Below are 26,569 nucleotides of genomic sequence, written 5' to 3'. Positions count from 1 at the left end.
GTACTCACATTCTGAAGACGCCGTAGCCACGCTGGCCGGCAATGTGGTTGGAATGGGCGGCGGACAATGCGATCGCGAGGATCGCACGGGTGTCACGCGGATCGATGACGCCGTCGTCGTAGAGGCGTCCGGAAATGAAGAAGGGATGTGACTCGGCTTCGATCTGCTGCTCGATTGCTGCGGTGCGCGCGGCATCGGCCTCCACGTCGAATTCACGACCTGCGGCCTCTGCGGAGGTCTTGCCGACGATCGACATCACACCGGCGAGTTGCTGGGCACCCATCACCGCGAGCTTGGCATTGGCCCACGTGAACATGAAGCGGGGGTCGTAGGCCCGGCCGGACATTCCGTAGTTTCCGGCACCGAAGGAACCTCCCACGTTGATCGTGATGTGCGGGACCTTGCTGTTGGTGACCGCATTGATCATCTTGGAACCGTCCTTGATGATGCCGCCCTGCTCGTACTCGGTTCCGACCATGTAGCCGGTTGTGTTGTGCAGGAAGATCAGCGGGGTGTCGGTCTGGTTCGCCAACAGAATGAATTCGGTGGCCTTCTTGGCCTCTTCGCTGAAGAGGACGCCGCGGTGGTTGGCGAGGATTCCGACCGGAAATCCGTGGATCGACGCCCAACCGGTCACCAGACTCGACCCGTAGCGCGGTTTGTACTCGGAGAACCTCGAGCCGTCGGCGACACGGGCGATGACATCCCGAGGATCGAACGGGACCCGCGGGTCCCCCGAGGCGATGCCGAGGAGTTCCTCGGGGTCGTACAGCGGGTCGTCGGCGGCCGCGGACGGGGCGGGCCCGAACTTGCGCCAGTTGAGGCGGCTGACGATGTCGCGGCCGATTCTGATGCAGTCGTTCTCGTCGACGGCGAACTGGTCGGCCACACCGGAAACGCGCGAGTGCATGTCGGCGCCCCCGAGGTCCTCGTCGTTGGCGTCCTCTCCGGTGGCCATCTTCACCAGCGGGGGGCCACCCAGGAACACCTTGGCCTGTTTGTCGACCAACACCGCGTAGTCGCACATTCCTGGGACGTACGCGCCGCCGGCGGTCGCGTTGCCGAAGACCAGCGCGATGGTCGGAATTCCCATCGACGACAGTTCACTCAGGTCGTGGAAGATCTTGCCGGCGAACACGAAGAGTTCTGACTGGGTCGGCAGGTCCGCGCCGCCGGACTCCACCAGGTAGACCACTGGCAGTCGGTTGACGCGAGCGATCTCCAACGCACGCAGATTCTTCTTCAATGTGAAGGGGTTCATCGTTCCGCCCCGCACCGTGGGGTCGTGGGCGATGATCATGGTTTCGACGCCCGAAACGACGCCGACGCCCGTGACGATGGCCGCCCCGACGTTGAACTGAGTTCCCCACGCCGCCAACGGTGACAACTCCATGAACGGAGCATCGCGGTCGATGAGGAGTTCGATCCGTTCGCGGACGAGTAGGCGCCCGCGATCGTGGTGGCGTTGAGTGTACCGCTGGCCACCCCCCGCGATGACGAGGTCGAGTTGCTCATTCAGCGCCGCGACCGCGGCGAGCTGAACTCTGCGGTTCTCCTGGTAGGTATCCGATGACGTGTCGATCACCGAGTCGAGTACGGGCATCCGTACGCCTTTCTTTCAGATCTGGGGACTCTCACCGACGAGGGCGAGCATCGAAGCTGTGACCAGAGTAACCCAAAAGTGAATCGCCGTACACTTACATCTTGAGATCACCACGGCTCGGCGCTATCGTAGGAGGTAACGCAGCGGCAATCTCGGCTCATGTACATCACGCTTCACTAAATGCTGAGGAAGATCGCAGTCGGCTGCAGAGAACCCTTCCGCTTGAATGGAGAAACCGGTGTCCCAGTCCCTTGACAACTCCGCCCACAGGGCGGGAGCGTCCACCACCATCGATGCCGATCTCTACCGGACGGCACTTCGTCGCCATCCCGCCGGCGTCACGATCATCACCCTCGACTCCCCGAACGGACCGGTCGGGTTCACCGCTACCTCGTTCTCGTCTCTGTCACTGAACCCGCCACTGGTGTCCTTCAATATCGCACACACCTCGTCGAGCATCAGTGCCCTACACCAGGCGCAATCGTTGATCGTCCACCTGGTCGGAGATCATCAAATCCCACTTGCGCAACGCTTTTCCGCGAGTGCCGATCAGCGATTCGCCGACGAATCGGCCTGGGTGACATTGTCCACCGGCGAGCCCCTCCTGCGCGACACGCACTGCTGGTTGCGGACCGGTGTGCATCAGCTGATCGAGGCCGGGGATCACACCTTGGTCATCGGGGCGGTCGAGGAGATCCACATCGATGACGCCGACGGAACGTCGGACGCGGCCCCACTGCTGTATCACGAGGGCCGCTACCACCGGGCCGTACCGTTCGGGTCGTAGACCGCCACGGCCACTGCCTCCCCGCACCCAACTGGAGAAAATGTGCCATGACAAGCCTGAAACCAACGACCCGACCCGCCCTGAGGGTCGCCGCGGAACTCAACGGCTACGGCCACCACCCCGCGCTCAGCATCGACCCTCGGGCCGGACGTCCAGAGCCTCGCTGGGTTGACCTGCGCCGAGCCGACGACGACGGTGGTCTTCCGCACGATCACGCGACGATCGTGCGGATACAGGCGGCAGACATGGCCCAAGCTCATCGAGAGCGCGCGACGCTGCGATCGGAGATCCAGGCCAAGGGAGGGCATCCCGACGATATCGCGGTGCTCGTCGACATTGCGGTGCTCATCGCCCCTGAGGCCCGGTCCGCGCGCAAGGAACTGATGACGCTCGACAGCATGCTGCCGGTCCCGCGACCGAGCGAGTCCTTGGAATACATCGGCACGCCCATCGGACTCGCCAGCCTGATCGCGGATCTGTACGTCGTCGGTGTCGTCGACGGAGTCACCCTTCTGCCCATATCGGAACCCGCAGTGCTGGATCAGGTTGTGAATGAGTCACTGCCGTGGTTAACGCTGCGAGGCGTCTACCCGCCCCCTAGAGGGGCAGCCCTGGCACGAACACCCTTCCGGTAGATCCGTTGCTGGAACTCGCACACGAAGGCCGCGTCGATGACGCCGCGGCCTTCCGCGTTCCACGAGGCGGGCGCCTGCCATCCGCCGATCTGAAGATCTGTGGGACGCAGGAAGCGGGTGAGGTGCGCCGGGCCTGCCCTTCCTCTGGCTGCCACCCCGAGCCAGATCCGGCGAACCCTTCGATCCCGTCCTGCCGAGTCTGAGCCGCCGACGCTCTCCCGCCGTCCCGCTGGAAACTGTTGCGAAATAGCCGATCTCGGGTACCAGGGAGCTCGTAGCCGGCGCACACATGCACCTTCAGGCCCGTGCGGGCATCTGGAATTGCGTCGCCGGCTTATCTCCCCAACGTGGGGGTGAAATCCCTCTTCAGAGGGGTGTGGACACGGAGTGACCGCTGCCACACTTGGTTCATCCAGTACCGGAATCGAAGGGTCGACATGAGTACATTCGCCAACGCCGACGAGGTCTACACCTATATCGGTGGAATTTTCGACAGAGCCACGAAGGAAAAGACCTTCATCGACGCGACCGCGGGGACCGGTCTGGTGATCAAGCTGATCCAGACAGATCCGGACGCGGTGATGATCATCGATTTCCCGGGGCAGAAGGTCACCACGGGCGATGCGACCGAGGGGATGGCGTCCACGGTGCAGTTGCGGATGTCGTCGGACAACAGCAACAAGTTCTGGCAGGGCAAGCTCAACTTCACCCTCGCCATGGCGCAGCGGAAGGTCAAGCTCGACGGCAAACGCTCGGTGGCGCTCAAGCTTCTCCCACTCACCGGCGGCCTGTTCGACGTCTACAAGCAGCTTCTGAAGGAAAACGGCCGCGAAGACCTCTTGATCGACTGACACCACGCTTGAACAACTCATTAACGACACAGCAATTGGAGTGCACATGCTAGAGCAGGACCTGACCGACGAAGAATTCCAGCCCTACTTCGAGAAGGCGGAAGAACTTTCCAAGTTCTTCCGCGAGATCGGCCCCAAGTACGACGCCGAAAACACGTTCGCGTACCCGTCCATCAAGGCGTTCAAGGAATCCGGACTCGGATCCCTTCCGGTGCCGAAGGCGTTCGGCGGGCCCGGCGGCAACCTGCTGCAGGCCTCGAAGGTCATCAGTGAGTTGTCCAAGGGCGACTCCGCAATCACGTTGGCCTACAACATGCACTACATCATGGTCGGCATCGCCGGCAACCTGATGAGTGAAGAGCAGAACAAGTACTGGCTCGGGCGCGTTGCCGACGGCGAGATCATGTTCGGTCCGTTCTCCGAGCAGCGAGCCGGATTCAGCGGTCTCGCCGACATGAAGGCCATTCCCCAGCCCAACGGCGGATGGAAGCTCTACGGCAAGAAGACGTGGGGAACACTCTGTGAGGCCGCGGATATCATCACCACCAACGCGACCATCACCGATTCCGAGGGAAATCTACCGGAGGACTTCCAGGAGCGCGTCAACGCGGAAAGCTTCTTCATCGGCGACTTCAACGTCGACGAGAACGGCCAGGGTGACGGAATCCGCATCGAAAAGACCTGGGACGCTCTCGGTATGCATGCCACCGGTACGCAGACCATCCACTTCGATGGCTACTTCGTCCCGGAAGACGGGTTCATCTGTGAGTGGCGCTCCGGCGCGTTCGGCGTCCTCGAGTGGGCATCGCTGATGTTCGCGAGCATCTACCTGGGTATGCAGTACCGCGTTCTCGAGGAATCTCGCGCCACCCTGTCGAAGAAGACCCTCGGCGCCACCTTCGGGGCCATCGTCGCAGAAGACACCAAGGTCTCCGGCGTCGGGCACATCATCGACGGTATCGGCGACATGGCCTCACGGGTGGAGATCTCGCGCCGGGTGCTCTACCAGACCTGCCAGGAACTCCTCGACGGCAAGGACGACGAATGGCCGTTGGAGCTCCGCTTCCCGTACATCGGTCTGGCCAAGACCTTTATCGCCGAGAACGTCATGCACATGACCAGGCACGCCATGAGCATGGCCGGTGGGTCGTCGTTCCGTAAGGGGGCGATCTTCGAGCGTCTGTACCGCGATTCGGCGGCCTCGATGTTCCAGCCGCTCAACTCCGATCAATCTCGCACGTACATCGGCGAGTATCTTCTGCAGCCCGAGCAACTCAACGACTGATCGGCTTCCACGAAAGCCCTCCGGTTTCCTGTCCTGAGCAGGACACCGGAGGGCTTTCGCGTACGCGTCCAGAACCCCATCCGCGCGCGGCGACAGGGCCTGTAGTCACGTCGTCGGCGGTTGTCTCCTTGCCGCTGGCCAGGTCGGCCGTTCCATACGCCGCTACGGGAGATCCCATGGGTAAAAGTACATTGCGGATCACTTTCTCCTCCCCTCATCCCCCCTTGGGGGGAACTCCGACGCGGTTTCCTGCCACTTCGGGGTGAGATTGCTCCCCCGAACGGAGGAAGTGAATAGCAATTTACTTGTGTTGTGATCTAGCGTAGCCCTACCATTCCAATGTGATGCGGCGCACAACATATCTGGTTGTGGATGGGCCCGAGTAGCCCGATCAGTCGCTCGACACACTTCATTTTCCATTTGACGAGGAGGAAACCGGTGACCGGTTCCCCACCGCTCGCTGTAGATCCGCGTGCACCGGGCCCCGACGACGCGCCTGTCCGCAAGCCCGGGAAGGCTCGGAGCTGGGCCGAATCGGCACTGCGGCCCCTGGGCGCATTCTTCGAGATGTGCGCGGCGACATTCCGGGCGCTGTTCCGGCCCCCGTTTCAATGGCGAGAGTTCGTTCTGCAGTCCTGGTTCATCGTTCGCGTCGCGTTGCTGCCCACCCTGCTTGTCGCGGTGCCGTTCACCGTTCTGGTGGTCTTCACGCTCAACATCCTCCTAGTCGAGTTCGGAGCTGCCGACCTGTCCGGTGCGGGTGCGGCACTCGGCGCGGTAACCCAGATCGGCCCGCTCGTTACCGTTCTCGTCGTGGCCGGCGCCGGAGCCACCGCGATCTGCGCCGACCTCGGAGCCCGGACGATCCGCGAGGAGATCGACGCCATGAAAGTACTGGGAATCGACCCGATTCAACGTCTGGTGGTCCCGCGAGTGCTCGGCTCCACCCTGGTGGCGCTGCTCCTGAACGGGCTGGTGATCACGATCGGCATCGTCGGAGGTTTCTTCTTCTCCGTCGTCTTCCAGAACGTCACCCCGGGCGCATACGTGTCGTCTCTGACCTTCGTCACCGGTTTGCCGGAGGTCATCATCTCCGAGGTCAAGGCGTGCTTGTTCGGGCTCATTGCGGGTCTGGTGGCGTGCCATCGTGGGCTCACAGTGAAGGGCGGCCCGAAGAGCGTCGGCGACGCCGTCAATGAGACGGTCGTGTACGCCTTCATGGCCTTGTTCGCGGTGAATGTGATTGTCACCGCCATCGGCGTGAAATACGGAACGGGGCGATGACCGTGGCCAACAGCCTGACCGGAAAACGACGAGTATCGAAGGTCGCGGCGGCGCCGCTCCGGTTCCTCGAATCCCTCGGTGAACAGGCAGTCTTCTTCTGGCGAACAATCCGGTTCACTCCGCACGCCCTGAAGACATACTCGCGCGAAACCCTCCGGCTGATCGCCGAAATCGGCATGGGATCCGGGGCCTTGGCGGTGATCGGCGGCACCGTGGCGATCGTGGGATTCATGACCTTCGCCGGCGGAACCCTCGCCGCTATCCAAGGGTTCAACTCGCTGGGCAACATCGGTGTGGAGGCACTGACCGGGTTCTTCGCAGCGTTCTGCAACGTCCGGATCATGGCACCCGTGGTCGCCGGTATCGCGCTGGCCGCGACCATCGGTGCGGGCGCCACCGCCCAGCTGGGGGCGATGCGGATCAGCGAGGAAATCGACGCACTCGAAGTGACCGGCATCCGGTCGATGTCCTACCTGGTGTCGACCAGGGCCATCGCCGGCATCGTCGCGATCATCCCGCTGTACTCCATGGCCGTCATCATGTCGTTCCTCGCTGCGCAGGTGACGACCACCGGGATCTACGGCCAGTCCGCCGGCGTCTACAACCACTACTTCTTCACCTTCTTGCGGACGAGCGACCTGTTCTGGTCCTTCCTGGAGGCCCTACTGATGGCCACCGTGGTCATGCTGATCCACTGCTACTACGGCTACAACGCCGCCGGTGGCCCCGCCGGCGTAGGCGAGGCGGTCGGACGGGCCGTACGCACATCACTGATCGCGGTGGTGATGGTCGTTCTGTTTGCCTCACTTGCGATTTACGGAACATCCGGCAATTTCAACCTGGCCGGTTAGACGGGGGACGCGCTGATGGGAACACGCAACAAATCACACTACAAACAGCCACCGCTCCGGGTCGCCGGCGCCGCGATGCTGGTCGGCGTCATCACGGCCCTGGTGCTGTGTATGCAGACATTCCGCGGGGCCTTCGAGGAAACCGTTCCGTTGACCGTCGTCGCCGATAGGTCCGGCCTGGTGATGGAACCCGGGGCCAAGGTCCAACTCAATGGAGTCGAGATCGGCAGGGTCAAGGAAGTCCAGCAGTTGGCCGGTACCTCGCGACTGAGCCTCGATATCGATTCGGCACGGTTCGACCTGCTCTCGGCCGACACCACCGCCGAGATCAAAGCGACGACGGCGTTCGGCGCCAAGTACGTCGCGCTGACCAGCGCCTCAGGGCAGGGACAGCTCGCCGCGGGAAGTGAAGTCCGGTCGGGCAACGTCACGACGGAGATCAACACCGTATTCGAGAACTTGACGTCGGTGATGCACCACGTCGACCCGGCGAAGCTGAACTCGGCACTCGGCGCGGTCGCCGAGGGTCTGCGCGGCCGAGGGGAGCAGTTCGGCGACACCATGGTCAAGGCCGATTCCGTCCTCACCCGACTCAACCCGGTCCTGCCGCAACTTCAGAGCGACCTCCGCGACACGTCCACCGTCGTCAACACCTATGCGGATGTCGCGCCGACCATGATGGAGCTGCTGAAATTCGCCTCCACGACGTCGGATTCGGTCGTCGAGAGAGAGGAACAGCTCGATTCGACGCTGACCGCAGCGGTGAACTTCGGAAACGACGGCGCGGCGCTGACCAATGACCTCGAGCGCGGGCTGGTCGATTCCATGCGGCTACTGCTGCCGACGACAGGCCTTCTGTCCAAGTACAGTCCCGAAATCACCTGTCTACTCCAGCAATCGGTCGACACCCGCGACGTCTTGTCGAACTCGTTCGGTGACAATACCGGCTACTCCCTCGACCTCGATGTCGGGTTCCTTCCTGGCGACGACCCCTATCGTTATCCAAAGAACCTACCGAAGGTCGAGGCATCCGGGGGTCCGGGCGGGCAACCGGGGTGCTATCCAATGATCACCAAAGACATGTACCCGTCGCCCGTGCTGGTCACCGACACCGGTGCATCGATCGCCGATTCGACCAGCCCCCGTCTGGGTTCCCCGTTCTTCGTCGACTATCTGTTCGGGAATATCGTGGGAGGGCCTGCGCGCTAATGAAAATCACTGGAACCATTGCACGTTTGGCGCTCTTCGCGGTGATCATGGTGCTCTTCACCGCCGCGGTTGTCGTGGTCTTCTCCCAAGTGCGGTTCGGCAGCGAACGAACCTACAAGGCCGCCTTCGCGGACGCCTCCGGTTTGAAGTCGGATGAGTTCGTGCGGGTCGCCGGCGTCGAGGTCGGGAAGGTGAAGTCCGTCGAGATCGTCGACGAGGCCACCGCCCTGGTCGAGTTCTCGCTCACCAAGGCCGTGCCGTTCACCGAATCCACCAAGCTCGCCGTGCGGTACGAGAACCTCATCGGAGCCCACTACCTCGAACTGCTCGACAGCCCCGGGTCCAACACCACACAACCCGAGGACGCAACCATCCCGGCAGATCGCACGATGGCCGCGCTGGATCTCGATGCCCTGATCAACGGCTTCCGGCCACTGTTCAAAGCACTGGACCCCGATCAGGTCAACAAGCTCTCGACCTCACTGGTGAATGTTCTGCAAGGACAGGGCGGAACGGTATCGGACTTCCTGAAACAATCCGGCGAACTGACCTCCGCACTGGCCGACCGCGATCAGCTGATCGGCTCCGTGATCGACAACCTCAACCGGGTACTCGGCACGGTCGACGAACACAACAAGCAGTTCGACGAAGGTATCGACAAACTGCAGCAAGTCATCAGTGGACTCTCCGAGCAGTCCGACCCGATCGGCGATGCCCTCGTCCGCGTCAACGACGCGTCCGCCTCCGTCGCCGACCTCCTGGTGAACGCCCGCCCGGCGATCAGGAACGACGTCACCGAGATCGGACGAGTCGCCGGCAACATCAATGCCGACAAGGACTACGCCAACTGGGCGCTCAGCACACTCCCCGACGCGTACGGCCGCCTCGCCCGACTCGGACTCTACGGCGACTTCTTTACGTTCTACCTCTGCGATGTCACATTGAAAGTCAATGGCCCTGACGGTAATCCCGCCCTCATCCCGATCATCGGACAGCGGGCAGGAAGGTGTACAGCACAGTGAGTCGAACACAGAAAACCAACACGGTACGCACCGGTCTGATCGGCGTCCTGGTGGTCGCGGCCCTGGTGCTGATCTCGGTCAACTTCGACCGTATCGCTTCCACATTGAGCTCGTCGGTGACCTACACCGCATACGTCGGTGACACAGGCGGGCTCGAGACCGGCGACAAGGTGTTCCTCTCCGGCGTCCACGTCGGGGATGTCGAAGACATCGACCTCGATGGCGACAAGGTCCGGATCGCATTCAGCGTGGACGGACCGCGTCTGGGCGTGGACTCCGAGGTCTCGATCAAGACATTGACCGTGCTGGGACGAAAGTTCCTGCAGGTGACGCCAAAGGGGGACAAAGCGCTCTCACCGGATCAGCCGATCCCGCTCGAGCACACCTCCACCCCCTATCTCCTGACCGATGCGCTCGGCGACCTGTCCACCACTGTGAGCAATCTGGACACCGACCAGGTCACCAACGCACTGGACACCCTCAGCCAAACCCTTGATCAGACCGCACCGAACCTCAGTGCCGCGCTCGACGGAGTCTCCCGGCTCTCGGACACCGTGGGCACCCGCGATCAGATGGTCAAGGACCTGTTCCACAACGCGGAATCACTGACCAAGGTCCTCGGCGGACGTAGCGAACAGATCAACAAGCTGCTCCTCGACAGCAACACCCTCTTCACCGCGCTCGATCAGCGCCGACAGGCAATCGACACACTCCTGGTGAACCTGTCCGCCGTCACCGCGCAGGTGGCGTCACTGGTCGATGACAACGAAGCCCAACTCCGGCCGGTACTCGATCAACTCAACAGCGTGACAGCACTCTTGAACGAACGTAAGGACGATGTGAAGAAGGCGATCCTGCCGGCAAGCCAATACATCACCTCGCTCGGTGAATCGGTGGCCTCCGGCCCATTCTTCAAGGCCTACATCATGAATCTGCTTCCCGGCCAGTTCCTACAGCCCTTCATCGACGCCGCATTCCGGGAACAAGGCGTCAACCCCGGCACGCTCAACGGGCAAAACCAATTCCCGGTGACATGTGGACACAACGCGGCCCCGGGGCTGACCCCGCCCGGCCACACCACCCCGCTTCCCGATCCGAGCACCTGCCCCGTCCAGCCCGGCGACCCCGCCGCTCCTGCAGCCGCTCCGGCCCAACCCGGACCACCCGCACTGCCTGGCCTGCCTCAGCTGCCGCCACTACCGCAGCTGCCTGGACTTCCGCCGCTACCCGGATTGGGAGGATGACCATGTTCGCGTCTTTGATGACACGCGGATCGACCCGACGGCGAATCACCATCCTGACCATCGTCGTCCTGCTCGTGGCCGGAACGCTCGGCCTCGCATGGCGCGCGTATGACCGAGTCACCACGAGGTCCGCGGTCGCGTACTTCGAGAACACCAACGGTCTGTACGTCGGGGACAAGGTCAAAATCCTCGGCGTCGACGTCGGGGTGATCGATTCCATCGATCCGGCCGGCGAGCGGATGCGAGTGGGGTTCCACTACGACGCCGACTACAAGGTCCCTCAGCAGGCCAAGGCGGCGGTACTCTCACAGAGCCTGATCTCCTCACGTGCGATCCAACTGACACCCGCGTACACCGGCGGTCCCGAACTGAGTGACGGCGGACAGATCCCGATCGAACGCACCGCGGTGCCAGTGGAATGGGACGACCTTCGGGAACAGCTGCAACACCTCGCCGAATCGATCGGCCCGACCGAGGCCAACAAGGCCGGCTCTCTCGGCGAGTTCGTCGAGACGGCAGCCGAGTCGTTGGCCGGCAAGGGTGACGACATCAACTCGACATTGACCAAGCTCTCCGATGCCATGTCGACGATGTCGGACGGCCGCGACGATCTCTTCGCCACCGTGCGCAACCTGCAGGCATTCATGACCGCACTCGCCGCCAGCGACGATCAAATCGTCGAGCTGAATCAGAACGTCGCCTCGGTGTCGTCGGTGCTCGACAACTCCGATCAAGAACTGGCGACCGCATTGCAGAACATCGATGCGATGACCAGCCGGCTGGGGCAGTTTGTGAAAGACAACCGCGACGGGCTCAGCAAATCGGTGAGCGACCTCGCCACCGTGACAACGTCGTTGAACGAGATTCGGCCCGACATCGAGCAACTCCTGCACGTCGGTCCGACGGCAATCCAGAACTTCTACAACATCTACGAACCCGCACACGGGTCCTTCACCGGCGCGCTGGCTGTCACCCAGCTCCAGAACCCGGTGCAGTTCATCTGCGGCGCAATCCAGGCGGCAAGTCAGCTGGGTGCGGCCGAGGCGGCGAAACTGTGCGTCCAACAGCTCGCACCGGTATTGCAGCTCGTGCAGATGAACTACCCACCGGTCGGAATCAACCCGGTGGCCGGCAAACAGGTCAGACCCGAGCAGATCGACTACAGCGAAGAATGGCTGCGCGGTACGGTCCCCGCTCCCGCAGCTGTCGAGCCCGTCGGCGCACCCGCCGGACTGGCAGGGCTACTCGGAATCCCGGCACCCGCTGGAGGTGGGCGATAATGGCCAACAACAAACTCACCCGAGGTGCCCTCGTGGCACTCGTCGGCGGATTCACCCTCACGGTGTCGGGGTGCGATTGGCAAGGCGCCAATTCCCTGCCACTGCCAGGAACCGCCGGTTCCGAAGACGGCTCGTACACCGTCAAGATCGAGATGCCGAACGTGACATCGATCCAACGGAACAGTCGGGTACGCGTCGGCGATGTCACGGTAGGCAACGTCGACGACGTGCAGCTCGCCGGATGGCACGCCGTCGTTACCGTCTCACTCGAGTCCGACGTCCACCTCCCCGGCAACGCAACGGCGAAGGTGGGGCAGACCAGTTTGCTCGGTTCGTTGCACATCGAACTGGCACCACCACTGACGGAACCGCCCGCGGGCGAACTCCGCGACGGTGACACGATCCCGATCGACAACGCCAGCACGTATCCGACCACGGAACAGACACTGGCGTCGGTGTCGACCGTGCTCAACGGCGGAGGCCTCGCACAGATCCAAGAGATCAGTGGTGAACTCAACGCCGGGTTGTCCGGGCACGAGATAGAAGTCCGCGACCTTCTCAATCAAGCGAATACGTTCAGCGGCAGTCTGAACGAACAGCGCGACGACATCATCACCGCCGCCGAAGGCCTCGATCGCCTCGCCTCGACCGTCGACCAGCAGAACGCCGTACTGGCCGGCGCGCTCGAACGGATCCCGCCCGCGCTCGCCATCCTCGACGAACAGCAGAGGAAGCTAACCGACACGGTGACCTCCGTCGGCAACTTCGCCGACTCGGCGAACCGGGTTGTCACGGCGAGCTCGCAGGACGTCCAGACCAACGTCCGTGAGCTCGAGCCGGTATTGCGTGAGCTCGGCAACTCCGGTTCCGACCTGACCCAGGCATTGGGTCTCCTACCCACGTATCCGTGGCCGCTGGAAAACATTCCGAAGTTCTTCAAAGGCGACGCCGGTAACCTCTCCGCCACCGTCGATCTCACCATGGGTCGCCTCGACCGAGGATTGCTGCAGGGCACACCCCTCGAGGGGTCGCTCACGAACGCCGAAACCGCCCTTGGTCGTACGGAGGGTCGAATTCCGGCGGTCTCGACGAAGAACCCGCTGACGGCGGGACTCGACAACGTTGTGATGAGGGGTACCCGATGATTCTGTCGAAATTCGTCAAGATTCAGCTGATCATCTTCGCCGTCCTCACCGTGATCGCCCTGATCACGATGAGTGTCGTGTACATGCGGTTGCCCGCGCTGGTGGGCATCGGGCGCTACTCGGTCGCCGTCGAACTTCCGACGAGTGGTGGGCTGTACAGCAGCGCGAACGTCACCTATCGCGGGTCGACCATCGGTACCGTCACCGATGTCACGCCCACCGCCGGCGGGGCACGTGCCACGCTGAATCTCGATAGCTCGGTCAGCATCCCGGTCACAGCCGAGGCCCAGGTGCACAGCAGGTCCGCGATAGGCGAACAGTACCTCGACTTCGTTCCCAGCTCGCTCGAGGGACCGTTCCTCGAGGATGGGGCGGTCGTACCAGCGAGCCAAGCGAGTGTGCCGCAAGACATCGGACCGATGATCGACACCCTCAACGCCAGCCTCACCTCGATCCCGCAGCAACAGCTGAGCGCACTGATCGACGAGACACACACCGCCTTCGAGGGATCCGGCCCCTCACTGCAACGAATCCTCAACGGATCCGACCGTATACTGGATCAGGCCTACACCGACGCCGACGCCACCACCACGTTGATCAACGACGCGGCACCATTTCTGGACTCCCAAAAAGTCAGCAGCCCCGCCATCCGCGAGTGGGTGGCGAACCTGGCGGGAACCGTCCAACAGGCCGAAGCGAATGACCAGCACGTCCGGCACATCCTGGAAACCAGCCCCGCAGCGGCCAGTGAAGCAAGTGCACTCTTCCAGCAACTGCACCCCACCGCTCCACTCCTGGCGGCCAACCTGACCAGTCTCGGTCAGGTCGCGGTCACCTACAATCAATCACTGGAACAGCTGCTGGTCCTGCTGCCCGCCAGCGTCAGCGCCCTCAAGACGATCAACGTCCCCGATCAGGGAACGTCCAACGGCGCATTCCTCGACTTCAACCTGAATCTGAACGCACCCCCGCCCTGCACGACCGGGTTCCTCCCGGCCTCCGAGCGGCGCGATGGCTCTGCCGTCGACGCACCGACACGCACATCCGACCCGATCTTCTGCGCGGTGCCGCAGGACTCGTCGGTCGCCGTGCGCGGCGCACGGAACCTGCCGTGCATGGACAACCCCGGCAAACGCGCCCCCACCGTGGAGATCTGCAAGAGCGACGAGCCGTACACCTCGTCGGGAACCAATCCCTGGATAGGGGACCCGACACCGACCACCGGCAACTCCGCCGCCCCCGCGTCCCACACACAAGAACCGGCCGCCCCTCAGATCGGGACGGCAAGCTACAACCCGCGGTCCGGCCAGTATCAGGGCAGCGACGGCAGAACATACACGCAAACAGATCTCAGCCGCACGGGATCTGCGCACGGTGAAACATCGCCCGTACAGGCGATTCTGACAGGAGGCCACTGATGCTCCGACGCAAATCCGAGACCGTGTCGGATGTCGCCGCCGTCCGCGCCGCACTCGACGCAAGGCAGGCCGCCGAGGCGGCCGTCGAAGCGGCCGAGGCAGCGGAAGCCGCGGCCGCCGCACAGGAAGAAGGCGATACCGGCGACATACCAGCCGTCCGCCACGATCCGCGGCGCCCCAGACCAGGTGCCCGCCGATGGAACACCCTCGCCGCGGCGCTGTTCGCGGTCGTTCTGGTGGGCCTGTTGGTGGCCGCGGGCGCCCTCGCACACGCGCACCGCAACAGCCAGGACGCCCGCGATCAGGATCTGGCCATGCTCGGCGCTGCCCGGCAGTCAGTCCTCAACCTGATCTCCCCGAGCTCGCAGGATCCCGCGGCTGGCGCGGATCGGATCATCAACGACGCGACCGGATCGTGGCTCACCGAATTCGAGGGAACAAAGGATCAGTTCGTCTCCGCCATCGCGGAGTCGAAGACCGAGTCGAGCGGCGAAATTCTCGGTGCGGGCATCGAGGGCAGAAACGACGACGGCAGTACGACCGTCCTGGTATCGGCGGTGTCGAAGGTAAGCAACGCCGCCGGCGCCAAGGACGAGCCACGAACCTGGCGTCTACGAGTCGGCATCGTCGATGTCGACGGGTCCTACAAACTGTCAAAAGTGGAGGTCGTGCCATGACCTGTGAACTCGAGAACAAAGATGTCGCAGCGGAACCGACACAGGAACCGCCCGCCGCGGCCGCACCGAACCCGGCCACCGCCCGGCAGGCCGTCTTCCTCAGATGCGGACTCACTGCGGTCGCACTCGCTGCCCTCGTGGCCACCGGGGTTGTTCTCGAGTTCCCCCTCTGGTTCATCCTTTCGGGCACACTCGGTGTCCTCGCCATCGGCGCTCTGACCTACCGCAGTGAAACCGCGTTCACCCGCTCAGCCACCATCAGAGGGCGGCGCACGCGCACACTGGTTGCGGTGGCGCTCCTGGCCTCTTCGACGGCAACCTTCGCCGTCGTAGCGCACCTGCACCTCACCGTCTCCGACGAACGCACCGAACGGACACGGGCCGCTGTCGCAGAGAGTGCCGGTGAACTGACCGCGGGGGTCCTGACCTACAAGGCACCCACCGTCGAGGACGACGTCGCCCAGGCCAAAAGTCATCTGACCGGCGAATTCTTGGACTCGTACTCAACTCTTACCGCCGAGACCATAATCCCGCAGGCGAAGCAAGGTCAGGTCGAGACGCATTGGGAAGCGAGCGGAACGTCGGTGATTTCCGTCGAACCCGACTCCGCGGTGGTACTCGTTTTCCTCCGCGGCACCACGGCCAGCGCCGCGAAACCGGATCCGACGTACCTCTTCAGCAGTGTACGAGTACGCATGGAGGCATCCGGCGATCAGTGGCTCATCTCCCAACTCGAGCCCCTGTGAAATGCCCCGTCCCGAAACGTCCAAGGAGGCTGGGATGATGAAGACATCCACCAACACGCCACGATCGCGGATCGACGACGACACCACGACCCTGCGCGCTCACGCAATCGAAGCGCGAGCGGCCGCGGTGGCCGCACTCGCTGCCGCCGAGCGCGCCGCGAAAGCCGCCGAACCACGTCCGCCGGACGATTCCCCAGACCCGGCTGCCGACGAGCAGCCACAGCGTCCGGCAAGACGGGGTGGTGCGTCGCCAGGGCGCCGGGGTACAACGATCTACCGCGCCGCGGTCGTGCTCCTCGTTGTGACGTCCCTCGCCGGATCCGCCTCCGGTGTCAAGGCATGGTGGGATCACCGTGCGGTCGAACAACGCGATTCGGCGGACCAGGCCCTGATGCATTTTGCCGAAGACGCAGTTGTGCAGCTTATCTCGACGAGCAAAGAGGACCCCGACGCCTACGTGCAACGCATCCTCGACAATGCAGCCGGTCAGTGGCACGACGACTTCGACGCCCGCAAACAGACCGTCCTCGACACCATGAAAGCAGCGGGCAACGTCACCGTCGGCAATGCCGTCGAATCCGGCATCGAGCGACGAAATGACGACGGCAGCACCACTGTTCTGGTGGCCGCATTGGCGGACGGCAACGTACCGCTCGCCGGACCCGGTTCCGCTGACCCGGCCACAGGAGGGGCCGGAGATCAGGCCCAGCCGTCGGGCGATGATCCCGGTATGACAGCGACGATCGAGCCGCAGGAGTACCAACTGCGCGTGGACGTTGTCGACGTCGACGGTCAACTCAAATTGTCGAAGGTGGGATTCGTCCAATGACGACACTGAACATCGATACCCAGGTGAAAGAAGAGAGCGCAGAGCCCGAGCGCAACAGCGCGGGGGAGCAGGGAGCATCGCTCGTTCGCCGCGCCCGCGCACTGACAGTAGACATGTGCCCGCCCCTCGCCGCGGCGGCCTCTGCAGGGGCGCTGTCCCACATTCTGGCGGGGCAGGCATGGGCCGTCCTGTGTTGGGGCATCGCGGCGGTGTCCGGGCTCGTCATCGTCGCCAACAGCATCGTCTGCCATGGTCGCACCGGACGAACCGCCGGCAAGTACCTCGAGGGCCTCCGCACGGTATCCACCACCACGGGGGCTCCGATCGGTGTCTTCCGTGCACTCGTCCGCCTAGGGTGCCTGCCCGTCGACGGGGTCTTGTTCCTCATCGGGTGGTTCTGGCCCCTCCATCGAGGAGAGCGGCGTACCTTCGCCGACAACATCGCCGGATCAGTGGTCAAGACCTCCGATACGGAGGGACCAACCGACGCTCGGCGCCGACTCGGCATGACCGCCGCAGCGGTGATCCCGCTCGGTGCAGTCCTCGTCCTCGTCCTCGTCCAACTGTTCGTTCAACGCGCCGGCGACCAGGAAATCGCGGCAGCGCACGGATCCGTGACGCAGGTTGCTTCCGACGGTGCCGTAGCGCTTCTGTCGTACAAGCCCGACACCGTCGATCAGGATCTGGACGCCGCACGTGGCGTGCTGACCGGCGACTTCCTCGAAACATACACAAAGCTGGCGAAAGATGTGGTCGCGCCGACGGCAAAAGACAAGCAGGTAACGATGCAAGCGTCCGCGGCAGGTTCTGCCGTCGAGTCGGTGTCCGCAGACCAAGCATCGGTTCTCGTTTACATCAACCAGAGCACGACGACGGCAAGCAGTCCCGAAACGACGCAGTCGCAGAATGCCATTTGGGTCGGCCTCACCCGCGTCGACGACACCTGGTTGATCAGCCGATTCGAACCGTTGTTCTGACAAATACTGCAGCGGATAGTGGCCACCGCTGCTGCGAAACACCAATCCCTAGGCCGTGAGAGTGAGGAAACAATGGGTGTCGAGGTAGCGGTCACCAATCTGACGAAGTCCTTCGGATCGCAGAAGATTTGGCAGGACGTGTCGCTGACGCTTCCACCCGGTGAGGTCAGCGCGTTGCTGGGCCCATCGGGAACCGGTAAGTCGGTGTTCCTGAAGTCGCTGATCGGTCTGCTCCGCCCGGAGCAAGGATCGATCGTAATCGACGGCACCGACATCCTGGAGTGCTCGACGAAGGAACTCTACGAGATCCGCAAGCTGTTCGGAGTGCTGTTCCAGGACGGCGCCCTATTCGGCTCGATGAACCTCTACGACAACGTGGCCTTCCCGCTGCGCGAGCACACCAAGAAGAGCGAATCCGAGATCCGCACGATCGTCATGGAAAAGCTTGAACTGACCGGACTGATCGGCGCCGAGACCAAACTGCCCGGCGAAATCTCCGGCGGCATGCGCAAGCGAGCCGGCCTGGCCCGCGCCCTGGTGCTGGACCCACAGATCATCCTGGTCGACGAGCCCGACTCGGGCCTGGACCCGGTACGCACCACCTACATCTCCCAGACCCTGATCGACATCAACGCCGAGATCGACGCAACGATCCTGATCGTCTCGCACAACATCAACCTCGCCCGCACGGTGCCGGACAACATCGGCATGCTCTTCCGCCGCCAACTGGTGATGTTCGGACCCCGCGAGGTGCTGCTCACCAGCGAGGAGCCGGTGGTCAAACAGTTCCTCAACGGCACCATGATCGGCCCGATCGGCATGTCCGAGGAGAAGGACGACGCGCAGATGGCAGCAGAGCAGGCCATGGTCGACGCCGGTCACCACGCCGGCGGTGTTGACGACGTCGAGGGCATCGTCCCGCAGATGAAGGCGACTCCCGGCATGCCATTCCGCCAAGCCGTCGCCCGCAGGCAAGAACGGGTGCGCGAGATCATGGACACCCTGCCCTACAGTGCCCAGCTCGCGATCCAGGAGAGCTTCGAATCAACGGCACTGACCGAAGAGTTTTCGGCGGTCATCACGGACGAGATGTACGCCGTCGACTAGCGCGAGGCGAATCCGATCAACCCACGAAGAAGAGAGATCACATGATCATCGACCTGGTAGACCCGATCCAGAACCTCGTGACCGCGATTGCGTGGTTACTCGTCAGAGGTCACCTCCCTCCACTGTAGGAATCATGACACCCCGAACCGAAAGACGAGCGACGCAGGCAGGACCGATGGCTTCACGGCGGCGAGTACCGTCCGCAATATTCGACGAGGCAACAGTGGTACTCGACGAACCGGATTGGCGACACTTCGAACAACCAGAACTGTCACCGATCCTTCGCGGAGCCCTGGATGCCTTCTACGAAAACGGTTTTCGTGGCACGACGGTGCGAGATATTTCTCAACGCGCAGGAGTTACGATGCCGACGCTGTATTACTACCACGGCAACAAGGAAGGCATCTTCACCGCATTGCTCGAGTGTGCGACCAAGGACGTTCTCGCACGCGCGTATGCCGCACGCGATGATGGTGACAACGATCCGGCGCGCAAGCTTGCCAATGTCATCGAATCGATGATTCTGCGGACCCTCACCTTCCCACGACTGGTAACCCTGGAAGCGGATGTTCGGTACCTCAGCACTCCCAACCGAGATCGCTTTGACACCGTGCGAACAGAAATCGAAGGGGTGGTCCGTGGGATCATTCGAGAGGGAAACAGGAGGGCACTGTTCAGCACTTCAGACCCTATCGTGACCGCACGAGCCCTACTCGTCATGTGTGATGCCCTCCAGTGCTGGTACGAGAACTGCCCGCCGAAACCCCGCGCCGTGGCCAGGAAGTACGGCGCCATCGCCCTGAAAACAGTGGGATTCCGCGCAGGTACATAGCCACCGGCCAGGGCGAACCCTGGCGCACCCCAGGCCAGCTGCATCCACCGACTCGGGTCAAACGGCTCGGCGAACGCTGGGATCTCACCGGAAACTCCACCTTGTCCCCACACGCCGAACGGGTGGATGCGCTGTGCCCCTATGGGCTCGGGGCAGGGTCGAGCGATGCAGCCCCATCGTTGGTTGCACCATACGAAAAGCGGTTGCGAAGCTGCGAACTCTTGCGAATTCCGACGCAGGGCGCGGCTGGCGGTGGTTCGGGATCGGGTCGACGATGATCACGTCGGTCGGGGCGGCGGTGCGGAGCACGCTTCGACCGGGCAATACGGGCGGCGACCCTCCCGTCGTTAAGCTTGTATAGACCTGAGAAGCCGGTTCAATACGGGTCGACGAACGAGGGGGCTTTCCCGGAGACACCAGCAGCGACAGCAGCCTTCTGATTCGGGCTGCCGAGAAGCCCCTTCTGGAGTTCGGACTCGAGGGCAAGTGCACGGGCGGGGTGTGTTCCGGTCCAGGTCTCATCGTAGAGGCGTTTCGCGGCACGGACGGCATCGGGAGATTGCTTAGCGATTTCGTCTGCTAGCGCAAGTGCATCGGTGAGTGGATTTCCGCTGTACGAGTGACCAACCCAAGGGCGCTCGCCTCTAGACCCGACACGATACGTCTGGTGAATGTGAGCTCCTTGGCTACGTCGATGCCCATAACGCGCGGCAGCGTCTGAGTAATCGCCATGTCCGGCACCAGTCCCCATTTCACCTCCATGAGGGACAATCGTGCAGTGGGCGAGGCTATTCGGATGTCCGCGCCGAGGGCGATCTGCATCCCCCCGCCGAAGCAATTGCCGCTGATCGCCGCTATCACCGGCACGGGAACAGTGGACCAGTCATATGCCGCGCGCTGAACGAAGTTGGCAAGCCGATGATCGTCGCGGACGAAGAGGGCATCGACCCCTACCTTGGAGTCGGCAAGAAAGCTCGAGACGTCGATTCCCGAGCAAAATCTTTCTCCCTCGCCGTGAAGTACGACAGCTCTGGCCTTGCGATTAGCAGCTAGCTGACTGGCGGCGTCCAGCAGGCCCTCGAACATCGATCGGTCCAAGGCATTGTGCTTGTCGCTGCGGGTCATGGTGACCGTCGCGACGCCACTATCGCTAATGTTCGTCCGAATTCTACTATGGCTCATGGGATGTGAGCTTACCCCTGAAGTCGGGTGTCATGAAGGCTCGGCGACAGCTTCGGCTTTTGTTCAATGAGCTGACACCGCGAGTGCCTTGCTCATGTGGTCCCTGGTTCGCGACCATGCGTATCTCGAAATGGGCATGCCCCTGCCCCCGTGGGGGGATGTGCTGCATGACACAGCGGACTTAGTGTGCAAGGTGTCGCGAGTCTAAGCCGCAGCCGAGTGGAAGCGGTCCCTAAAATCACAAGTTGGAGCAGGAGTCATCATGGGTCGCATGCCATCCGAGGTCATGCAGCACGAACTAGACTTGATGTGGCAGAGCATCTTTACCTGGGCAAGTTGGGTGATTGTCTCCTTGATGCTGGCCATCGCATTTCGAATGTGCATCCAGCAGCGAACCCCCTTCTACCTGCTGGCATGCCTGGCTGCCGGTGTCGCGGCCTTCGCGGAGCCGCTCTATGACGTAGCCTTTGACCTCTGGTTCTATGACGTTCATAACGGTGAGTCGGGGGCTATGTTTTCTCACTTCACGGCGTTCGGGGTCGTTCAGCCGAACTGGACGCATAGCGGCTACATTATCCTGTACGCGAGCGCGTGTCTCTACGCTGGCCGCCGCTTGTACGAGGGGCGCCTGAGGCGCAAGCATCTGTTCCTGATCTGGGGCGCGGAGATTATCACTTCGTGCGTATTTGAGGTCATCGGCACCGGAACAAATGTCTACACCTACTACGGCCCGTACGAGTTGCGAATTTGGAACTACCCGTTGGTCATCGGCGTACTGGAGGGTACCCAGGTTGTGCTCTTTACCGTGCTGGCGGTGCAGCTCTGGCGCCGGGTGTCGACTGCGTGGGGCCTAGTCGGTCTGCTAGCGGTCTTTCCAGTCACAATGTTCGGTGCGAACTTCGGTATCGGCGCGCCACTCATCATCGCGCTGCACCTCGGCGAGGACGAATTCTCCGGCGGATTAGTCTGGGCCGCCACCTTGCTCACCATTGTGTTGTGTGTTCTTGCGGTGAACGGCGCGAGCAAGTTCATGCCGCGGCCGGTCGGTACGTCTGAGCCGGATGGGGTGGCCGCCCCTCGGAAGGACACGGTCGTCGCCACCTGAGGTCGCGATATGACGCCAAGCCCGGCACTGCATGGCGTCCGCGACACGATGGCTAGATGTTTCGCCATCCGGCTCCGGTGCCGCGCTCCTGGGCTGCATCGCGCAACACCATCTGTGGGGATTCATGGCGGCCGCGGCGGTGATGATCGCGGTCAGCGCCCGCGCCGCCCTCGCCCACAAAGCCCAGATTAAGACGTCCTGAACTGCGCATACGACCCTTCCCAATGGTGCTTCCGCCGTCCTCGAAGGCCTGTGCGGCCTCGTACTGCGTCGTGTCGGGATTCGCATCGTGAGGCATAAACCCTGTCCAACAGATTCGCGGCAATTTCCCGCAGTCCTGCTCGGTGGTTGCAACTGAACGTCTTGCGGGCATTTCATACCCGCGTCAGCACGCGACTTTAGCCAATCCGATAGCAACATCGTCTGACGACCACCAAACTAGACTGGGTGGGCCGCTGGTGAGGTGAAGCCGCGAGCGCGGGGCTGGGTCGTTAGCTGGTCTCGTCGACAAGGCCCCATGCCAGCGCGGTGTCGGTGTCGAGGGCGGCGCCGGTGGCGCACAGCCAGAACGCCCGCCATCGGCCGATCCGCCGCGGCACGCTCACGGTTCCGCCGGCTCCGGGGATCAGCCCCATGGATACCTCCGGCAGTCGGAACACGGTGCCCGGCGCGGCGACGATCCGGCCCGCGAATGCGGGTACCTCGATCCCGGCGCCGACGCAGCTGCCGTGCACCCGGACCTCGATGCGATCCGCCAGCTGCGCTACCAGCCGTCCGGCGCCGGCGCGGGTGCGTATGAGGTGCGCGGTGGTGAGGTCGGGGGTGGTGCCGAACTCGTCGAGGTCGCCGCCCGCGGAGAACGAGGGCCCCGCCCCGTCGAGCACGATCGCGGTGATCGTGTCGTCCGCGATGGCCAACCTGAGCGCGTCGACGAGCCCGTCGCGGACCTCCGCGCCGTAGGCGTTGCGGCGCTCGGGCCGGTTGAGGGTGATCAGCAGCCGCTCGGCATCGCGCCGCACGAGCACCGGTTCCTGCGGCGACGGCGGCGGCAACGGGCGTGGTCCGCGCTGCTGGAGCCACCGTTGGAAGCCCGGCGTCCCCAGGAGCGTGGAGTAGGCCAGCGATTCGACGTCGATCGCCTGTGGCACCGGGAGATCTTCCGACAACCGCAGAACCTGGCCGAGCACGATCGCGGAGTGCACGTTCCCGGCCACGACGCCGTGCAATTCGGCGAGCGCGGTATCCAGATCGTCCACGCCGACGACCCACCGGTCGGCCGGGTCGGCGGCGGTGGCGAGGGTGGTGTCGAGACCGGCAGCGAGGTCGGCGATCGTTTCGGGAACGGGGCCCGGAGTGCGGCGCACACCGACCAGTAAACGGTCGGTGCGCCGCGCCCGCGCGGCGGCTCGCGCCGCGATGTCCTCGTCGACCGCGACATCGAGATCCACCATGAGCAACGGAGCATCCACGACGGCACCCGCTGCGAGCAGGGGAGTGTCGGCGACGCCGTCCACCAGGTCCTGTGGGGTGATCACGGGCTGCGAGGTATCCACGGATGACAGCTTGCAGCATAGGATCGAGCGGTGTTCATCCCGCCCCCGCACGCGTATCCGGCGCCGGATCCGGTGCGGGACTGGGCCGAAAGTGGAGTAGTAGCCCTCACCGGCCGGGTCGACGGGCCACCGATCGTCCCTCCCGGTCGGGCGGCGACGGTGGCGCGTGCGATGGCCGCGTGGATCGCCGACGTCAGCGCCCTCGGTGGTCGGCGGATCGGAGTCGACGGTGCCGGGTTGCTGTCGGAGCGGGCGGCGTTCACCGGTTTCCGGCGCCGAGGCGATGTGTCGCTGGGCGGCAGCTGCCGGTTGCTCCCGGCCGCCGACGGGTGGGCCGCCGTCTCCTGCGCCCGGCCCGACGATCCCGCGCTCCTCGGCGCCTTGGTGAGCACCGTCGTGGACGAGGACGATCCCTGGCCGGTCGTCGCCGACTGGGTACGCCGGCACCGCGGCACAGAGTTGGCCGAACGGGGGGCTCTGGTGAGCGTCGCAGCGGGCCCGGTGTCGAGGGCGCGCACACCTCCACTCCCGCCGATGCCGCTGCACCCTCGGCCCGTCGACGGGTTGCTGGTCGTCGACTTCAGTGCCCTCTGGGCGGGCCCGCTGTGCGCCCATCTGCTCGGACTCGCCGGAGCACGCGTAGTGAAGGTCGAGACCCCGGACCGCCCGGACGGCGCGCGCCGCGGGAACGCGTCGTTCTACCGGCTACTTCACGCGGGCCACGAATCGGTGGTGCTCGATCCCGCCACGACCGAGGGCCGTCGTGCCCTGACCGCGCTGGTCGCTGCCGCCGACATCGTGATCGAGGCGTCCCGCCCGCGCGCACTGGCGGGTTTCGGACTCGACGCCGCCGCCGTCGTCGACCGTGGGGCGACGTGGGTGTCGATCACCGCGTCCGGACGGTCGTCGGACCGTATCGGCTTCGGTGACGACGTGTCCGCGGCCGCAGGGCTGGTCGCTCGTGATGCCAAAGGTCCGGTCTTCGTCGGTGATGCGCTTGCCGACCCACTGACCGGGGTCATCGCGGCGGCGGTCGCGATGTCCGCCCCTGCCGATGGGGCGGGGCAACTCTGGGATCTGTCGATGTCGGATCTGGTCGCGTCGACGCTGACGGACGACCCGGTGCCGAAATCCACTCTGCGTGACGGCCGGTGGGTAGTCGAGACGGCGTCGGGGGTCGTTCCGATCGCCGAACCGCGTGCCCGGACAGCGGCCGGGTGTGCCCCCGAATCCGGCGTGGACACCGCGGCGGTGCTGCGGTCGTTGGGGATCGCGGCGCCGTGACCGGCCTCGTGATCCGCAACGCGGAAATCGATGGCGTTCCCGGAATCGACGTGTCGATCTCCGACGGCCGGATCACGGGGGTCGGGCCGAATCTGCCCTCGACGTCGGCGGACGTGATCGATGCCGATGGCGGCGCACTGATCCCCGGTCTGCACGATCACCACCTGCACCTGCATGCGATGGCCGCTGACGCCGCGTCCGTGTATTGCGGGCCGCCGGGTGTCCGCGACGCCGCCGCCCTGGCCGACGCTCTCGGGAGGGCGCCGGGTGACGACAACGGCTGGGTCCGTGGCGTCGGCTACATCGAGACTGTCGCGGGCGACCTCGACGCCGACGCACTCGACCGCCTTCACTCGGCCCGGCCGGTGCGCGTCCAGCATCGCAGCGGCGCGATGTGGCTGCTCAACGGTGCCGCCGTCACCGCCGTGCGGTTGGCCGACGCGGCGCATCCCGGAATCGAGCGCGCCCCGGACGGCCGTCCCACCGGCAGGGTGTGGCGCGCCGACGCCTGGCTGCGTGACCGGCTCCCGCCGTCCGGTCCGCCGCGCCTCGATGCGGTCGGTGCCGCCCTCGCCCGGTGGGGGATCACGGGGGTCACCGACGCCAGCCCGGACCTCGACCCCCGTTCACGCGCCGCGATCGAGTCGTCGGTCTCGGACGGCAGCCTGCCGCAGCGAGTGCACCTACTCGGGGCACCGCCCGACAGCGACATGACGTCACCGCAGGGCCGGGTCACCGTGGGCCCCTACAAGATAGTGCTGGCCGACTCCGGGCTTCCCGATCTCGACGACCTCGCCGAACGGATCCGCGACGTCCACGACCGGGGCCGGGCGGTGGCCGTGCACTGCGTCACCCGGGAGTCGTTGCTGCTTCTGCTCGCGGTTCTCGACGACGTCGGAACACGTGCCTGTGACCGGATCGAACACGGCTCGCTCATCCCCGGGGAGACGATCGACGGCCTCCGCCGACGTGGACTCACCGTCGTGACCCAGCCCGGCTTTATCGCACACCGTGGCGACGACTACCTGCGCGACATCGACGAGATCGACCACCCCGACCTGTATCGCTGCCGATCATTGATCGAGGGGGGCGTTCGGGTCGCACTCTCGAGCGACGCCCCGTACGGACCATCGGATCCGTGGGCTGTGATGACCGCCGCCGTCAACCGGCGGGCGCCGACCGGTGAGGTCGTCGGAGGTTCCGAACGCCTCACTGCCGCAGATGCATTGACGCGGTATCTCACCCCTGCGGACGATCCCGGCGGCAGGCCCCGCGCCGTCCGTCCGGGCGTAGCCGCGGATCTGGTACTTCTGCACGCTCCGCTCGCCGACGTCCTCACCGCGCCATCCGCCGATGCCGTCCGAGCCACCCTCTTCGGCGGAATACCGGACCGAATCTGAAAGGCCCGTCAGGGGCGGGCGAACACGGCGCCGGCGTAACTTCAACACCCAGACGCGCCGCTGGGAACGGCTGATCCGGCGTTCGAGGTTGAACTCGTCCAGACTGGCACGGCCGTGACGGTCCCAATTCAAGCCACACGCGCGGTCTGGTAAAGGGTCCAACCGGGCTTCAAGCAACCAGGGCTCCGATGACGCCGGCGATGGCATGTCTTGTGGTTCCAGGTGGCGATCGCCGCCGCAGTTCTTCCCAGCTGGTCAGGCGT

General features: G+C 64.1%; 24 protein-coding genes and 1 pseudogene. 22 read left to right on the top strand and 3 right to left on the bottom strand.

Annotation, left to right across the window (positions count from 1 at the left end; all coding sequences use genetic code 11):
* Nucleotides 1-4 precede the first annotated feature (4 nt).
* On the bottom strand, nucleotides 5-1,603 hold the full coding sequence (locus JVH1_RS40615; RefSeq protein ID WP_009472361.1) for an acyl-CoA carboxylase subunit beta: 1,599 nt from the start codon (nucleotides 1,601-1,603) through the stop codon (nucleotides 5-7).
* A 226-nt stretch (nucleotides 1,604-1,829) separates the two neighbouring features.
* Here JVH1_RS40615 and JVH1_RS40610 point away from each other — a divergent pair, with 226 nt between their 5' ends.
* The 18 genes from JVH1_RS40610 (at nucleotide 1,830) to JVH1_RS40525 (ending at nucleotide 19,782) form a co-directional block, all read left to right on the top strand.
* Nucleotides 1,830-2,390 carry a flavin reductase family protein gene (locus JVH1_RS40610; RefSeq protein WP_043777116.1) on the top strand — a complete coding sequence of 187 codons (561 nt, stop codon included), beginning with the start codon at nucleotides 1,830-1,832 and terminating at the stop codon, nucleotides 2,388-2,390.
* A 47-nt stretch (nucleotides 2,391-2,437) separates the two neighbouring features.
* Nucleotides 2,438-3,025 carry a hypothetical protein gene (locus tag JVH1_RS40605; protein ID WP_009472363.1) on the top strand — a complete coding sequence of 196 codons (588 nt, stop codon included), beginning with the start codon at nucleotides 2,438-2,440 and terminating at the stop codon, nucleotides 3,023-3,025.
* Between the two features lie 437 nt (nucleotides 3,026-3,462).
* Nucleotides 3,463-3,876 carry an SCP2 sterol-binding domain-containing protein gene (locus JVH1_RS40600; RefSeq protein WP_005563683.1) on the top strand — a complete coding sequence of 138 codons (414 nt, stop codon included), beginning with the start codon at nucleotides 3,463-3,465 and terminating at the stop codon, nucleotides 3,874-3,876.
* A 46-nt stretch (nucleotides 3,877-3,922) separates the two neighbouring features.
* Nucleotides 3,923-5,161: an acyl-CoA dehydrogenase family protein gene (locus JVH1_RS40595; protein WP_009472365.1), complete on the top strand. Its 1,239-nt coding sequence runs from the start codon at nucleotides 3,923-3,925 to the stop codon at nucleotides 5,159-5,161.
* A gap of 567 nt (nucleotides 5,162-5,728) precedes the next feature.
* On the top strand, nucleotides 5,729-6,445 hold the full coding sequence (locus JVH1_RS40590) for an ABC transporter permease (RefSeq protein ID WP_230990442.1): 717 nt from the start codon (nucleotides 5,729-5,731) through the stop codon (nucleotides 6,443-6,445).
* Nucleotides 6,442-7,296: an ABC transporter permease gene (locus JVH1_RS40585; protein ID WP_009472367.1), complete on the top strand. Its 855-nt coding sequence runs from the start codon at nucleotides 6,442-6,444 to the stop codon at nucleotides 7,294-7,296. The genes JVH1_RS40590 and JVH1_RS40585 overlap by 4 nt, the downstream gene beginning before the upstream one ends.
* 15 nt (nucleotides 7,297-7,311) lie before the next feature.
* Nucleotides 7,312-8,505 carry an MCE family protein gene (locus JVH1_RS40580; protein ID WP_009472368.1) on the top strand — a complete coding sequence of 398 codons (1,194 nt, stop codon included), beginning with the start codon at nucleotides 7,312-7,314 and terminating at the stop codon, nucleotides 8,503-8,505.
* Nucleotides 8,505-9,527 (top strand): MCE family protein, encoded by a 1,023-nt coding sequence (locus tag JVH1_RS40575; protein ID WP_043777124.1) that lies wholly within the window; start codon nucleotides 8,505-8,507, stop codon nucleotides 9,525-9,527. Before JVH1_RS40580 ends, JVH1_RS40575 begins: the two co-directional genes overlap by 1 nt.
* Nucleotides 9,524-10,771 carry an MCE family protein gene (locus JVH1_RS40570; RefSeq protein WP_043777128.1) on the top strand — a complete coding sequence of 416 codons (1,248 nt, stop codon included), beginning with the start codon at nucleotides 9,524-9,526 and terminating at the stop codon, nucleotides 10,769-10,771. The genes JVH1_RS40575 and JVH1_RS40570 overlap by 4 nt, the downstream gene beginning before the upstream one ends.
* 2 nt (nucleotides 10,772-10,773) lie before the next feature.
* Nucleotides 10,774-12,051 carry an MCE family protein gene (locus JVH1_RS40565; RefSeq protein WP_237735051.1) on the top strand — a complete coding sequence of 426 codons (1,278 nt, stop codon included), beginning with the start codon at nucleotides 10,774-10,776 and terminating at the stop codon, nucleotides 12,049-12,051.
* Nucleotides 12,051-13,196: an MCE family protein gene (locus tag JVH1_RS40560; RefSeq protein WP_043777131.1), complete on the top strand. Its 1,146-nt coding sequence runs from the start codon at nucleotides 12,051-12,053 to the stop codon at nucleotides 13,194-13,196. Before JVH1_RS40565 ends, JVH1_RS40560 begins: the two co-directional genes overlap by 1 nt.
* A complete protein-coding gene (locus JVH1_RS40555) occupies nucleotides 13,193-14,614 on the top strand; it encodes an MCE family protein (RefSeq protein ID WP_043777134.1) in 1,422 nt (473 codons plus the stop codon). Before JVH1_RS40560 ends, JVH1_RS40555 begins: the two co-directional genes overlap by 4 nt.
* Entirely contained in the window at nucleotides 14,614-15,291 is a 678-nt protein-coding gene (locus JVH1_RS40550) for a hypothetical protein (RefSeq protein WP_009472369.1), read from the top strand. The genes JVH1_RS40555 and JVH1_RS40550 overlap by 1 nt, the downstream gene beginning before the upstream one ends.
* On the top strand, nucleotides 15,288-16,037 hold the full coding sequence (locus tag JVH1_RS40545) for a hypothetical protein (RefSeq protein WP_009472370.1): 750 nt from the start codon (nucleotides 15,288-15,290) through the stop codon (nucleotides 16,035-16,037). The genes JVH1_RS40550 and JVH1_RS40545 overlap by 4 nt, the downstream gene beginning before the upstream one ends.
* A gap of 34 nt (nucleotides 16,038-16,071) precedes the next feature.
* The gene (locus JVH1_RS40540; RefSeq protein WP_009472371.1) at nucleotides 16,072-16,866 is read left to right on the top strand and encodes a hypothetical protein; all 795 of its coding nucleotides are present in this window, start codon (nucleotides 16,072-16,074) and stop codon (nucleotides 16,864-16,866) included.
* Nucleotides 16,863-17,843 (top strand): RDD family protein, encoded by a 981-nt coding sequence (locus JVH1_RS40535; protein ID WP_009472372.1) that lies wholly within the window; start codon nucleotides 16,863-16,865, stop codon nucleotides 17,841-17,843. Before JVH1_RS40540 ends, JVH1_RS40535 begins: the two co-directional genes overlap by 4 nt.
* Nucleotides 17,844-17,915: 72 nt before the next feature.
* A complete protein-coding gene (locus tag JVH1_RS40530) occupies nucleotides 17,916-18,950 on the top strand; it encodes an ABC transporter ATP-binding protein (protein WP_009472373.1) in 1,035 nt (344 codons plus the stop codon).
* A gap of 223 nt (nucleotides 18,951-19,173) precedes the next feature.
* The gene (locus tag JVH1_RS40525; RefSeq protein WP_009472374.1) at nucleotides 19,174-19,782 is read left to right on the top strand and encodes a TetR/AcrR family transcriptional regulator; all 609 of its coding nucleotides are present in this window, start codon (nucleotides 19,174-19,176) and stop codon (nucleotides 19,780-19,782) included.
* Between the two features lie 376 nt (nucleotides 19,783-20,158).
* Here JVH1_RS40525 and JVH1_RS40520 read toward each other — a convergent pair.
* Nucleotides 20,159-20,964 (bottom strand): annotated as a pseudogene (locus JVH1_RS40520) (crotonase/enoyl-CoA hydratase family protein).
* 262 nt (nucleotides 20,965-21,226) lie between these two features.
* Between JVH1_RS40520 and JVH1_RS40515 the strand changes: the two are divergent.
* Together JVH1_RS40515 and JVH1_RS40510 are read left to right on the top strand one after the other, a co-directional pair.
* On the top strand, nucleotides 21,227-22,069 hold the full coding sequence (locus JVH1_RS40515; RefSeq protein WP_009472377.1) for a hypothetical protein: 843 nt from the start codon (nucleotides 21,227-21,229) through the stop codon (nucleotides 22,067-22,069).
* 31 nt (nucleotides 22,070-22,100) lie between these two features.
* Entirely contained in the window at nucleotides 22,101-22,271 is a 171-nt protein-coding gene (locus JVH1_RS40510; RefSeq protein ID WP_009472378.1) for a hypothetical protein, read from the top strand.
* Between the two features lie 289 nt (nucleotides 22,272-22,560).
* Here the strand turns inward: JVH1_RS40510 and JVH1_RS40505 are convergent, their stop codons facing one another.
* The gene (locus tag JVH1_RS40505) at nucleotides 22,561-23,622 is read right to left on the bottom strand and encodes an enoyl-CoA hydratase/isomerase family protein (protein ID WP_043777138.1); all 1,062 of its coding nucleotides are present in this window, start codon (nucleotides 23,620-23,622) and stop codon (nucleotides 22,561-22,563) included.
* 30 nt (nucleotides 23,623-23,652) lie between these two features.
* Between JVH1_RS40505 and JVH1_RS40500 the strand changes: the two genes are divergently transcribed.
* Nucleotides 23,653-24,906: a CoA transferase gene (locus JVH1_RS40500; protein WP_009472380.1), complete on the top strand. Its 1,254-nt coding sequence runs from the start codon at nucleotides 23,653-23,655 to the stop codon at nucleotides 24,904-24,906.
* The gene (locus JVH1_RS40495) at nucleotides 24,903-26,306 is read left to right on the top strand and encodes an amidohydrolase family protein (protein ID WP_009472381.1); all 1,404 of its coding nucleotides are present in this window, start codon (nucleotides 24,903-24,905) and stop codon (nucleotides 26,304-26,306) included. The genes JVH1_RS40500 and JVH1_RS40495 overlap by 4 nt, the downstream gene beginning before the upstream one ends.
* Nucleotides 26,307-26,569: the final 263 nt, after the last annotated feature.

The sequence above is a fragment of the Rhodococcus sp. JVH1 genome, assembly GCF_000280725.2.
GTDB lineage: Bacteria > Actinomycetota > Actinomycetes > Mycobacteriales > Mycobacteriaceae > Rhodococcus_F > Rhodococcus_F jostii_A.
Note: the sequence above shows the minus strand (reverse complement) of the source record. Positions and strands in the feature narration are given on the sequence as shown.